Annotated in this window: 10 protein-coding genes; 3 read left to right on the top strand and 7 right to left on the bottom strand. The window is 61.8% G+C overall.

The window, feature by feature from the left end; all coding sequences use genetic code 11:
• The first annotated feature begins 151 nt into the window (after positions 1–151).
• Complete coding sequence (gene uxaC / locus RHE_RS00460) at positions 152–1567, top strand: glucuronate isomerase (protein ID WP_011423487.1); 1416 nt, start codon at positions 152–154, stop codon at positions 1565–1567.
• Positions 1564–3021: a mannitol dehydrogenase family protein gene (locus RHE_RS00455; RefSeq protein ID WP_011423486.1), complete on the top strand. Its 1458-nt coding sequence runs from the start codon at positions 1564–1566 to the stop codon at positions 3019–3021. Before uxaC ends, RHE_RS00455 begins: the two co-directional genes overlap by 4 nt.
• Positions 3022–3288: 267 nt before the next feature.
• Here the strand turns inward: RHE_RS00455 and RHE_RS00450 are convergent, their stop codons facing one another.
• The 7 genes from RHE_RS00450 to RHE_RS00420 form a co-directional block, all read right to left on the bottom strand.
• Positions 3289–5739: a GcvT family protein gene (locus RHE_RS00450; RefSeq protein ID WP_011423485.1), complete on the bottom strand. Its 2451-nt coding sequence runs from the start codon at positions 5737–5739 to the stop codon at positions 3289–3291.
• Positions 5740–6615 (bottom strand): choline/ethanolamine kinase family protein, encoded by an 876-nt coding sequence (locus RHE_RS00445; RefSeq protein WP_011423484.1) that lies wholly within the window; start codon positions 6613–6615, stop codon positions 5740–5742.
• Between the two features lie 99 nt (positions 6616–6714).
• Complete coding sequence (locus RHE_RS00440; RefSeq protein ID WP_011423483.1) at positions 6715–7791, bottom strand: ABC transporter ATP-binding protein; 1077 nt, start codon at positions 7789–7791, stop codon at positions 6715–6717.
• Positions 7792–7821: 30 nt separating this feature from the next.
• Positions 7822–8919, bottom strand: a complete 1098-nt coding sequence (locus RHE_RS00435) for a Gfo/Idh/MocA family protein (protein ID WP_406867023.1) — start codon at positions 8917–8919, stop codon at positions 7822–7824.
• Positions 8919–9806, bottom strand: coding sequence for a carbohydrate ABC transporter permease (locus RHE_RS00430; protein WP_011423481.1), 888 nt, complete (start codon positions 9804–9806; stop codon positions 8919–8921). The genes RHE_RS00435 and RHE_RS00430 overlap by 1 nt, the downstream gene beginning before the upstream one ends.
• Positions 9799–10758 carry a carbohydrate ABC transporter permease gene (locus tag RHE_RS00425; protein WP_042117684.1) on the bottom strand — a complete coding sequence of 320 codons (960 nt, stop codon included), beginning with the start codon at positions 10756–10758 and terminating at the stop codon, positions 9799–9801. The genes RHE_RS00430 and RHE_RS00425 overlap by 8 nt, the downstream gene beginning before the upstream one ends.
• 6 nt (positions 10759–10764) lie before the next feature.
• Positions 10765–12051 carry an ABC transporter substrate-binding protein gene (locus RHE_RS00420; protein ID WP_011423479.1) on the bottom strand — a complete coding sequence of 429 codons (1287 nt, stop codon included), beginning with the start codon at positions 12049–12051 and terminating at the stop codon, positions 10765–10767.
• A 264-nt stretch (positions 12052–12315) separates the two neighbouring features.
• On the opposite strand from RHE_RS00420, the gene RHE_RS00415 reads away from it, so the two are divergent.
• Complete coding sequence (locus RHE_RS00415) at positions 12316–12993, top strand: TetR/AcrR family transcriptional regulator (RefSeq protein ID WP_011423478.1); 678 nt, start codon at positions 12316–12318, stop codon at positions 12991–12993.
• Positions 12994–13108: the final 115 nt, after the last annotated feature.

Here is a 13108-nt window from a genome sequence, read left to right as displayed (position 1 = left end):
CAGATGGTTTTTCCAAAGCCGAAATAGGCCGCCGCGTCAATGTTTTCGACCCTCGACGCGGCCATGCGCAAAACTGAACCGTTTGGTTACTAAAAGACCTTGCCGTGCCTGATGTTGTGGGGTAGGCCCTATCCATCAGGGAGGATTACTGATGGATGCAGGCAATGGCTTTCTTCATCCGGACCGGCTCTTTCCGGCCGATCCGGCGACACGGACTATTGCGCGGGACCTATACGAGACGGTGCGCAATCTTCCGATCGTCAGCCCGCACGGCCACACTGAACCGTCCTGGTTCGCCGACGATAAGCCCTTTGAAGACGCGGCTTCGCTGCTTGTCATTCCCGATCACTATCTGTTCCGCATGCTGCACAGCGTCGGCGTCGGCTTGGACGAGCTCGGTGTTCCCAGGCTCGACGGCAATCCGGTGGCTGAAGGGCGGGAGATCTGGCGGACCTTTGCCAAGCATTACCATCTCTTCCGCGGAACACCCTCGAGCCTCTGGGTCGATCATGCAATGTCGGCCGTGCTCGGCTGCACCGAGCCACTGACGGCTGATAATGCCGATGCGCTCTACGACCACATCAACGCCCAGCTCGCCCGTCCCGAATTCCGCCCGCGGGCGCTGCATCAGCGATTCGGGATCGAAACGATCGCGACGACGGAAGGTGCGCTCGACCCGCTTGTCCATCATCAGAAGATGGCGGCCGACGGCTGGATCGGCAAGGTGCGTACCACGTACCGGCCGGACAGCGTCACCGATCCCGATGCCGTCGGTTTCCGCGACAATCTGATAAAATTCGGAGAGATCACCGGCGCTGATGTGACGCGCTGGGACGGCCTGATCGAGGCGCATCGGCGCCGGCGCGCCTATTTCCGGCAGTTCGGCGCGACTGCGACCGATCACGGCGTGCCGACAGCCTTTACATCAGATCTGCCGCTTGCAGAAAAGCAGGCGCTGCTCGACAAGGCGCTGAAAGGGCCGCTTTCGGCTGTCGATGCCGAGCTTTTCCGCGGTCAGATGATGACCGAGATGGCTGGTCTTTCGGCCGAGGACGGCATGGTGATGCAGATCCATGCCGGCTCGCGGCGCAATACCGACAGCGGGCTCTTTGCCACCCGCGGCCCCAATATGGGCGCCGATATCCCGACACGCACGGACTGGGTCGGTGGCCTCAATGCGCTGCTTTCCAAATACGGCCATGCGCCTGGCCTGCGCATCCTGCTCTTCACGCTTGACGAGACGACCTATGCCCGGGAGCTGGCCCCGATGGCCGGCCATTGGCCCTGCCTGATGGTCGGCCCGCCCTGGTGGTTTCATGACAGCCCGCTCGGCATCCGCCGCTATCTCGACCAGGTCGTCGAGACAGCCGGTTTCGCCAATATGGCAGGCTTCAACGACGACACGCGCGCGCTGCTGTCGATCCCGGCCCGCCATGACGTCTGGCGCCGCGAAGTTTGCCGCTTCCTCGCCGGGCTCGCCGCCGAGCACCGGATCTCGAAGAAGGAAGCCGAGATCGTCGCGCGCGAACTCTCCTATGACAATGCGAAGAAGGCCTACAAGCTGTGAGCGATAGACTGCAAAACGTGACCGGCCTTGCGCCGACGGCAAAGGTTCCCGCCTATGACAGGAATAGCCTGAAGGCCGGCATCCTGCATCTCGGCCCGGGCGCCTTCTTCCGCGCCCATTTCGCACCTTTCACGGATGGTGCGCTCGCAGCCGCGGGCGGCGACTGGGGCATTGAGGTGGCAAGCTTGCGCACGCCCGATGTCGCGGACAATCTCTCCGCCCAGAACGGGCTCTATACGGTGCTGATCCGCGACACGTCCGGCACGACGGCCGAAGTGATCGGCTCGATCCTGAAGGCGCATGTGGCGCCGCGCGATTCGGCCGGGCTGTTGGCGCGGCTCGAGGATCCAGCCATCCGCATCGTCAGCATGACGGTAACGGAAAAGGCCTATGGTTTCGATCCCGCAACCGGCGGCCTCGACCTCAAACATCCCGATATCGTCGCCGACCTCGCCAACCGACATGCGCCGCGCGGCGTCATCGGTTATCTCGTCGAGGGCCTCGCGCGCCGCCGGCAGACGGGCATCGCACCCTTTACGCCGCTCAGCTGCGACAACCTGCCGAGCAATGGCGCCGTGCTGAAGCGCCTCGTGCTGGAATTCACCTCCCGCGTCGATGCCGACCTGCATCGCTGGATCGAAGCGAATGTACCCTTCCCCTCGACGATGGTCGATCGCATCACGCCCGCAAGCACCGAGGCGACCTATGCCGATGCCGAGCGCCTGACGGGGCGCACCGACATGGCGGCGATCGAGACGGAGCCCTTTACGCAATGGGTCATCGAAGACCATTTCGCCAGTGGCCGTCCGGCCTGGGAAAAGGTGCGCGGCGCGCTGATGGTCGAGGACGTCTCGGCCTATGAGAAGATGAAGCTCCGGATGCTGAATGGCGCCCATTCGCTGCTCGCTTATCTCGGTTATATCGGCGGCTATGAATTCATCCGTGACGTGATGGACGATGCTGCCCTGGCAGCGCTTGCCTACCGCCACATGCACGCGGCGGCGCGCACCCTCGACGCGGTGCCGGGCATCGATCTCGATGACTATGCCAATGAATTGATAGCACGCTTTGCAAATAAGGCGATCGCCCACCGCACCTACCAGATCGCCATGGACGGTACGCAGAAACTGCCGCAGCGGCTGCTGGAGCCGGCGTGCGAGGCGCTGGCCCTTGGCGACCGGGCGGAGACCTACGCGATCGCCGTCGCGGCATGGATGCGTTATGCGATCGGCGAGCGTGGCAATGGCGAGCGCTATGAGCTGCGCGATCCCCGGGCCGCGGAGATCGCCGCGCTGATTGCCGATATCCCGCGCACCGGTCCGGCGATCTCGGCGGCGCTGTTCACTCTTCCCGGACTTTTCCCGAAGGCTTTGACGGAACACCGGGCCTGGTCGCAGGATGTGTCGGACAAGCTGGAAATCCTGATCCAGGACGATCGGCTGCCGCTGTTTTGAGGTTTTTCGACAGAGAGGGTGTGCCGCGATCGCCCCCTCTGCCCTGCCAGGCATCTCCCCCACAGGTGGGGAGATCACAACTGGCCAAACCTTCGGCACCGTCTGTCGTTGCGCCGGGCTGTGACGCCAGTTGTTTGGGGGCCAGTGAGCCCAGCCAATCTCCCCACCTGTGGGGGAGATGCCCGGCAGGGCAGAGGGGGCTGTCACGGCGTGCCCTCTCGTCATGCGTACCCTCGGAGTGCTCGAGCGCACAGGGAATTCACCCCATCAAGCCTTCACACGCGCCATACCAGGATCGTAGAGCGGCGCCAGCGACACCTTGCAGGGAATGCGCTCCCTGGCGACGTCCAGCTCATAGCTGCCGGAGAGGATGAAATCCTCCGTGACGCCCCCGGCATTGCGGACGTAGCCGTAGCCGATCGCCTTCCCAAGCGTATAACCGAAGCCGCCGCTCGAGAGCCAGCCGACACGTTTGCCGTCGCGATAGATGGTTTCGCGGCCGAGCAGCACCGTATCGGGATCGTCTGGAATGAAGCAGGCAAGGCGCTTCTTCACACCTTCCTTGAGCTGCCGTTCGATCGCTTCGCGGCCGCGGAAGGGGATGTTCTTGCGGATCTTCACCGCCCAGCCGAGGCCGGCTTCGACAGGCGTATGATCGGGACCGATATCGGATCCCCAGGCGCGATAGCCCTTTTCCAGGCGGCAGCTCTCGATGGCGCGATAGCCGGCATTGACGAGGCCGAATTCGCCGCCGGCTGCCATCAGCACGTCATAGACCGTCGTTGCATATTCCACCGGGATATGCAGCTCGTAGCCGAGTTCGCCGACATAGGTGATGCGCAATGCCCGCACCGGGCAGCCCGATATGCCAATGGTCCTGACCCGGCCGAAGGGGAAGGCCGCATTGGAGACATCGCTGCCGGTCACCTTTTCGAGCACCGCTCGCGAATTCGGCCCCATCAGCGACAGAACGCAATAGGCGGAGGTGACGTCGACCAGTTCGGCATGCATCCCGGCCGGAATATTGCGTGCGATCCAATCGAAGTCGTGCGTGGCAAAACCCGTGCCGGTGACGATGTAATATTCGTTCTCGGTGATACGGGCGACCGTCAGGTCGCACTCGATGCCACCTCTGTCGTTCAGCATCTGCGTATAGATGAGTGATCCCACAGGCCTCGCGACATCATTGGAAGCCATCCAGGACAGCGCCGCCTCGGCATCACTGCCCTTCAACACGAATTTGGCGAATGAGGTCTGGTCGAAGATGACCGCCGCCTCGCGCACCGCCTTGTGTTCACGGCCGGCGGCCTCAAACCAGTTCTGTCTGGCGTAGCTGTAGATATCCTTCGGCTCCTCGTTGGCGAACAGATCGGCAAACCAGTTCGGCCGCTCCCAGCCGAGCTTTTCGCCGAAACAGGCACCCTGCGCCTTCAGCCGGTCATAGAGCGGCGATTTGCGGCACGGGCGGCCGCTCGAATGCTCCTCGAACGGCCAGGCCATGGTGTAGTGTTTGCCATAGGCTTCGAGCGTACGGGTGCGCACCCAGTCGGTATCGAAATGCGGGCGCCCGAAGCGGCGGATATCGACCGGCCAGAGATCGTAGGGCGGCTCGCCCTTCGCCACCCATTCGGCAAGCGCCATGCCGGCGCCGCCGGCAGAGGCGATACCGAAGGCGTTGAAGCCGGCGCCGACGAAGAAATTTTTGAGCTCCGGCGCCTCGCCGAGAATGAAGTTGCCATCCGGCGTGAAGCTTTCGGGTCCGTTCAGCAGTTGCTTGACGCCGACATTCTCCAGCGCCGGGACGCGGCCGAGCGCCTGCTCCATGATCTGCTCGAAATGCTCGAAATTGCTGTCCAGCAGGGTGTAGTGGAAGCCTTGCGGGATCCCGTCTTTCGCCCAGGCAATCGGGTTCGGCTCATAGCCGCCCATGACGATACCGCCGACCTCCTCCTTGTAATAGGTCAGGCGATCGGGATCACGCAGTGTCGGCAGGTTGGAGGGCACACCGAAGGACTCGGTGATAGTATATTGATGCTCGACCGAGACCAGCGGCACGTTCACGCCGAAGCGGGCAGCGAAGGCGCGCGTCCATTGACCAGCGCAGACGACGACGCGCTCGCATTCGATACGGCCCTCAGCGGTCATGACGGCGCGGATTTTTCCCTTGTCGATGTCGAGGTCAAGAACTTCGGTGTCCTCGAAGATCGAAACGCCGGATATGCGGGCGCCTTTGGCGAGCGCCTGGGTGATGTCGGAAGGGTTGGCCTGTCCGTCCGTGGGAAGGAAGGCGGCGCCGACCAGATCGTCGATTGTCATCAGCGGCCAGAGATCGAAGGCTTCTTGCGGCGTCAGCAACTGCATTTCAAGGCCGAAGGACTGGGCGGTGGTCGCCTGGCGCTTGACTTCCGTCCAGCGCTCCTCGTTGCAGGCAAGCCGCAGGCCGCCATTCATCTTCCAGCCGGTGCCGAGGCCGGTTTCTGTCTCCAGCCGCTTGTAGAGATCGACGGAATAACCGAGCAGCTGGGTGATGTTGGCGCTCGTGCGCAGCTGGCCGACGAGGCCGGCGGCGTGGAAAGTGGTGCCGGAGGTCAGCTTCTTGCGTTCGAGCAGGACGGTATCGGTCCAGCCGAGCTTGCCGAGATGATAGGCTGTCGAGCAGCCGATGATGCCGCCGCCGATGACCACGGCCTTTGCCGTCTTCGGTAATGCTTTTGTCATTTATCGATCCTGTTCAAAGCCTTGATAGGCGCGCTCGAAACGCCCGAGATTTTCGGCGGTATAGGCGGCATAGTCGAATTGGATGGTGGAATGAATTTCCGAAACCATGCTCCACAGCGTCTCGCGCAGCAGCGACGCGCATTTCATCGCGCCGTAGCGCCGGCTGAGCTCATCGGTCAGCGGCCTATCGAAATAGGTCTCGAGCATCGTCCGCTCGGCAGCTTGGACGAACTCATTGTTGGAGGCCAATCCGCCTAGATCGAACAGCGGCGTGTTGAAGCCGGCATAATCCCAGTCGATCAGCCAGAGCCGCTTGCCGTCATCGAGAAAATTGGCGGCCAGAAGATCATTATGGCCGAAGGCGATCTCGAACGGTGCTGCGGCCTTTTCCAGCGTCTCGGCCTTGGCAATCAGCTCCGGCAGCAGCGAAAGATAGGTGCTTCCCGACTCCTTCAGGCTGGCGGCGTAGTCGCGGATGACGTGGAAGACCCAGAAGATCATCGCCGGGCCGCGGAAATGCCGCGCGATATCGTGGTGGCAGGCGCGCACCAGCGGCACGATCCGGGCCAGCATTTCCGGCGTCCTGATATCCTCGGGCGACAGCGCCCGCGCCTCGATATAGTCGAGCACCAGCACGCCGGGCGAATGGTGGATGACGGCGGGCGACAAGCCGGCGGCGTGCGCCGCACGGCTGGCGGCAAGCTCGTTCTGCCTGATGATGTGGTGGATCGGAATATCGGTGCCGAGTCTCACCACGCAGCGCGCGACGGCATCGCTGACCAGATAGTTTCTGTTGGTGATGCCGCCAGATATCGGCGAAATTTCAATCGGACCCTGCCAGATGCCAAGCGCATGAATCCTATCCTCAGGCGTCATGCTATCCCCCTTGCGGCGCTGGCAAAATGATGGGGCAGAGGAGGATAGGCTGTCAAGCAGCCGCGCGCGTCCTTCCGGACGCGCAAAGGCGCTGTAGGGTCAGATGGTCTTGCCGGCGGCGTCGAAGACGTGGCAGCGGGCCGGGTCGAAGAAGGTCTTCACATTGGCGCCGCGCTCGACCTTCTGCTGGCCGTCGAGGGCAATCGTCAGGAGCTGGCCATCCGGCGTCGTAGTGTAGAGCATGGTGGCGCCGCCGAGATTTTCGACGAGATCGACATTGACCGTCGAGAGCGTGATCGCACCCTCCGCAAGAGAAAGATGCTCGGGGCGAATGCCGAAGGTGACGGCCTCGCCGGCCTCGCCTTTCAGCCGGCGCGGCAGGCGGACGGAGTTGCCGCAGACGTGAATGCTGGTTTCGGCGTCGCCGACCCCTTCGATGCGAGCCTTCAGGAAATTCATTTTTGGGCTGCCGATGAAGCCGGCGACGAAGCGGTTGGCGGGATTGTTATAGAGGTCGAGCGGCGCACCGACCTGCTCGATGCGACCCGAATTCAAGACGACGATCTTGTCGGCCATCGTCATGGCCTCGACCTGGTCATGGGTGACATAGATCATGGTATTGCCGAGCTGCCGGTGCAGCCTGGAAATTTCGACGCGCATCTGCACGCGTAGCTCGGCATCGAGATTCGACAGCGGTTCGTCGAACAGGAAGATGCGTGGTTCGCGCACGATGGCGCGCCCGATCGCGACACGCTGGCGCTGGCCGCCGGACAGCGCCTTCGGCTTACGCTCCAGGAGCTTCTCGATCTGCAAGATTTCGGCGGCGCGTTTGACCTTCGGCTGGATATCTGCCTTTTTGTAACCCGCCGTCTCCAGGCCGAAGGCGAGGTTCTTGTAGACCGACATATGCGGATAGAGGGCATAGGACTGGAAGACCATGGCGATGCCGCGCTTGGCCGGCGCCACCTCGTTCATGCGCTCGCTGTCGAGCAGCAGCGCGCCGCCTGATATTTCCTCGAGACCGGCGATCATCCGCAGAAGGGTCGATTTTCCGCAGCCGGAGGGACCGACGAAAACGACGAATTCGCCGGGATCGATCGTGAGGTCGATGCCGTGGATCACATCCATCGCGCCGTAGCGCTTCTCGACCTTCTGAAGAACGACACTGGTTGCCATCTTCTCAAAACCCTCTCGTTTATTTGTCGGTTACTTCGTTCTTGCGCGCCAGTCGGCGTATTTCGGACTGTCCGGACCGACCGGCAGCGGCACTTCAGCGCCGCTGTCGGAGGATTGGTAGATTGCGGTGACAAGTTCGAGCGCGCGGCGCGCATCCGCTGTTGTCACCGGCAGCGGTCCATTGCCGCTGAGGAAGGCGTGGAACTGTCCCATCTGCGTGGTGAATCGCGGCGCGACCGGCTGCCAATCGCCGACCACTCGGTCGATCTTCTGCCTGACGTCATCATTGGCCGCGATAATTTTCCAGGGGTCCTTGCCCGGCGTATAAGGTTCGTGCGTGCTTTCGAAGGTGACGTTTTCGAAGTGCAGCCTCAACCGGCTGATCTGCTCCTGCGAACCCAGCGTGCAGGACAGCGAGACAAAGGCGCCGTTTTCCATCAGCAGGCTTGCAGAGGCGCAGTCCTCGACCTCGATATCGTTGACGCGGGTGGCGACGCGGCCGAAGACCCTTGCCGCCGGGCCCATCAGATGCATCAGCATGTCGTGCAGATGCAGCGCATGGGTGACGAGCACGCCGCCGAGTTCCGTCGCCCATTTGCCGCGCCAGGGCACGGCGTAATATTCCGGTTTGCGCAGCCAGAAGGTTTCGACGGAAGCCGTATAGGGCTTGCCGGCGATGCCGGCATCGATGATCCGCTTGGCCTTCTGGATGCCATCGCCGTAACGGTACTGGAAGATCGGCATCAGCACGCCCTTGGCTGCCTTTTCCGCTTCCATGATCCTATCGACTCCTGCCAGCGAGCCCGTCAGTGGTTTCTCGCAGACGACGTGTTTGCCGGCACCGAGGGCGGCGACCACTTGCTCCAGATGCACGCCCGGGGGCGTGCAGATATCGATGATGTCGATGGTCTCGTCGGCCAGCAACTCCTCGAAGGAGGTCGTGCGGCGCTCGATGCCGAATTCGTCGCCGACGGCAGCCAGACGTTCTTCGTTCAGATCGCAGATCGCCGCCACCTTGAACTTGTCGGAATGTGGCAGATAGCCTTCGACGATATGCGAACGGCCGATGCCGCAGCCGACGATCGCGACGGTCTTGATGCTCATGTCTCTCTTTTCCATCGCCGCCATCAGCGTTTCATGCCCGTCGTGGCGATGCCCTCGATCAGCAGGCGCTGGAAGAACAGGAAGAAGAAGAACACCGGCACGAGCGTCAAGGTCGACATGGCGAACAAGCCGCCCCAATCCGATGCGCTGGTTGAATCGACGAAGGTACGCAGGCCGAGCTGAATCGTGTAGGTGTTCATGTCGTTCAGGTAGATCAGCGGGCCGAAGAAATCGTCCCATGTCCAGATGAATGAGAAGATGGCGGCCGTTGCCAGCACCGGCAGCGACAGCGGCAGCATGATCTTCCAATAGATGCGCCAGGCGCTGCAGCCGTCCATCATCGCCGCCTCGTCGAGTTCACGCGGAATACCCCGGAAGAACTGCACCATCAGGAAAATGAAGAAGGCGTCACTTGCCAGGAACTTCGGCACGACGAGCGGCAGGATGGTATTCACCCAGCCGAGATCGAGGAAGAGAACATATTGCGGGATCAGCGTCACGTGATAGGGGATCATCAGCGTGCCGAGCATGATCGCAAACCAAAAGTTCCGGCCGGCAAACCGCAGCCGCGCGAAGGCGTAGGCCGTCAGCGAGCAGGCGATGACATTGCCTGTCACGACAAGCACCGAGATGACGAGCGAATTCCAGAAGAACCGGCCGAAGCTGACATCGAGCCCGGTCCAGCCGCGCACATAAGAGGAGAGATCGATCGACGACGGGATGAGCGAAGTCGATGAGAAGATCTCGTTTTCCGGCCTGACCGATGCCGAAACCATCCACAGCAGCGGATAGAGCATGAGAAGCGAGGCGGCAATCAGCAGCGCGTGGACGACGAGCGAGGCCGGCAGGCTGCGTTTGGTAATGTCCGATGGCGGCCGGGCCGCGGTGACGGAAGCGGTCGTCTCAGTCATCGTAGTGCACCCAGTAACGCGAGGTCAGGAAGGAGAAGGCGGTGAAGATCGCGATGATCACCACCAGGATCCAGGCAAGCGCCGAGGCGTAGCCCATGCGGAAATTGCCGAAGGCTTCCTGATAGAGATAGAGCGTGTAGAAGAGCGTCGAATTGATCGGGCCGCCGGTGCCGCCGGATATGATGAAGGCCGGCGTGAAGGCCTTGAAGGCTTCGATCGTCTGCACGACGGCGTTGAAGAAGATCACCGGCGTCAGAAGCGGCAGGGTGATCTTGTAGAACTGCCGGAATTTCGAGGCGCCGTCGAGGCTCGCGGCCTCATACATATCCTGCGGGATCTGGCGAAGACCTGCCAAAAAGATGATCATCGGCGAGCCGAACTGCCAGACCGACAGCGCCACCAGCGTGTAGATCGAATAGTTCGGGTGCGAGATCCAGCTTGGACCTTCGATTCCGAACTGCGAGAGCGCGGCGTTGACGAGACCATCGCTGGCGAAAAGCTGACGCCATAGCACGGCGATCGCGACGCTGCCGCCGAGGAGCGACGGCAGATAGAAGATGGCGCGATAGACGGTCAAGCCGCGCAGGCCGCGGTTGAGGGCCATGGCGACCAGCAGGGCGAAGGTCAGCTTGAACGGTACGGAGAAGACGACGTAAGTCAGGGTGACGTCCATGGCGGCCGAGAATTTCGGATCCGCCGTGGCGATGCGCACGTAATTCGCCATTCCCACCCACCGCGGCGACTGAAGCATGTCGAAGTCGGTGAAGGAGAGGTAGAGCGAAATCAGGGCCGGCCCGAGCGTCAGCCCGAAAAAGCCGACGAGCCATGGCAGAAGGAAGAGATAGCCGGGAGCATTGGCATTCCAGAGACGACGCAAGCGTCCCTCGGCCACGGCTCCCTGATATCTTTCCACTGATATAGCCCCTGCGGGCGTGCGCATCGCATTGCTCATACGGGATCAGCCTCTTGCGAGAATCTGCGTAATTTCAGTGACAAGCTGTTTGCCGCCATCGGCGGGAGACAGCTGTCCGAAACCGACCTGTTCGGCAATGTTTCGCAGCATCAGCTCGCCTTCACCGGCACCAGCCGGGGGCGGCGGAGGCAATTTGCCGGCGAGATCGCCGAGACCGCTGACATAGGCCAGTGCCACCTTGCCGTTTTCATCGAGCTTCGTCGCGACGACCTCGCGCATGGCCGCCGATTCCGGAATGCCGCGTTCGACATCCAGGAGCAGCACTGCCTCTGGATTCTTGACGAAGAAATTGACGTAGTCGACGGCTAGGTCGATTGCTTTCGACTGGGCCGAGACCGAGAAGAACATCGAAGGCTTGCGATAGTGGCCGCCCTTCGAATCCGGCTTGACTCGCATGTAATTGGTGAGCGCCAACTTATCCTTGTTCATTGCCTGATAGGCGACGAACTGGTTGGAATGGGCGAAACCGGCGGCCGATTTGCCGAGCGAAACCGTGTTGGTTTCGATATCATTCTTGTCGAGAGCCTGAATATCGGCGGGAACGCAGGCGCCCGCCTCACGGAACTTGGCCCACATGTCGTACCATTCCGATGCATCCTCCACACCGAAGCCGATCTTGCCGTCGGCGGTATAGAGCGCCTTGCCGCGTTGACGCAGCCAGTTCTCGAACAGCGGTTCAGCGCCGCTGCCGTCGGCTATACCGAACATGCCCTTGCGCTTACCGGCCTTCGTGATCTCCGCACCCATCCGGGCGAATTCATCCCAGGTGGTCGCCTGCGTCGGCAGATCGACGCCGGCCTCCTTGAAGGCGGTGGTGTTGAGCACCGTCGCGGCGGAATTGGCGCCGAGGCTGACGCCATAGAGATGGCCGTCGACGCTGCCGCCCTCGATCTGGGCCTTGTCGAAATCGTCGAGATTGAGCTTGGCCGGCATATAGGATTCGAGCGGGGCGAGCGCGCCACGCCGTGCATATTGGACGATATAACGATAGTCCATCTGGATGACGTCGGGCGCATTGCGGCCCGCGACCTGGGTCGCAAGGCGCGGCCAGTAGTCGCCCCAGCCGAGGAACTCGCCGGTGATCGACGTGCCGGGATTCTTGGTCTGATAGAGCTGCGACACCTTGTTGGTTCGGTCGGCGCGCGGCTGCGAGCCCCACCACAGGAGACGCAGGCGCTTTTCCTGGGCCAAGGCGCTGGTGCCGAGCGCCGAGAGCGACAGAAGTGCTGCGCCTCCGGCCACGAAATTACGTCTGTTTACACGCAGAGTCATTTTTTCCTCCTCCAAAGGGAAGCGCCTCCACACGCTTCCAAACCAGTTTTGCTTGCGCAAATAACTAATTGGTTACAAGCTACGAGCAAAGCGGCAAGCCTGTCAAGCGGTGTCGGTTAGAGCATGATGGCGAAAAGTCTCGATGGTTTCAGGCGACGTCATACTCCGACCCTTCTGTTCCGGTGGGCCGCCCTTCCAAATTCGGTTTTTACAATTTCGCACCGAAGGCTTATGAGCGCAGCACGTGGATACAGGGGTGGAGCGATGAACGACAGCGGGGGAAACAGGGAAAAGAAACAGGCCCGGCGACCGTCGACAGAACGGACGGCGCAACGGGATCCGGAGCGGACACGCGCCGCGATCCTTGAAGCGGCAACCCGCGAATTCGCCGAAAATGGCATGGGCGGAGCCCGCGTCGACGCCATTGCCGAACGGGCCGGCACCAATAAGCGCATGCTCTACCACTATTTCGGCGACAAGGAGCAGCTCTACCTCAAGGTGCTCGAGGAAGCCTATGTCGGCATCCGCACAGCCGAGCGCGCGTTGCATATCGGCGATCGCAGCCCCGAGGAAGGCATTGGCGAGCTGGCGCTCTTCACCTGGCGTTATTTTCTCCAGCACCCGGAATTCCTAAGCCTGCTCGGCACCGAAAACCTGCACCGCGCCCGGTGGCTGCGTCAGTCCATCCGGCTCAAGGAACTGCATTCGCACCTGATCGGCGAGCTTTCCCAAGTGCTCGAGCAGGGCAAGAAGCAGGGCGTTTTCATCGAGACCGCCGATCCCCTGCATGTCTATCTGACGATCGCCTCGCTCGGCTATTTCTATCTCTCCAACCAGTACACGCTTTCGACGATCTTCGGCCGCGATCTGATCGAGCCGGCTCATCTCAATGCCTGGGAGAGGCATATCGTCCACGTCACCCTCGCCTCGATCAAGCGCTGAATAGCGAAAGCAGGATTTGACTATTGACAGGCTCGCCGCTCTTCTGCCATCAAGTAACCGTTTAGTTACCGGCTTGGGAGGGCCGGGCCAGCTGCCCGCTCCCGCCGCAGAAGAT

Origin of the sequence: Rhizobium etli CFN 42 (assembly GCF_000092045.1) — a bacterium.
Classification (GTDB): domain Bacteria; phylum Pseudomonadota; class Alphaproteobacteria; order Rhizobiales; family Rhizobiaceae; genus Rhizobium; species Rhizobium etli.
Note: the sequence above shows the minus strand (reverse complement) of the source record. Positions and strands in the feature narration are given on the sequence as shown.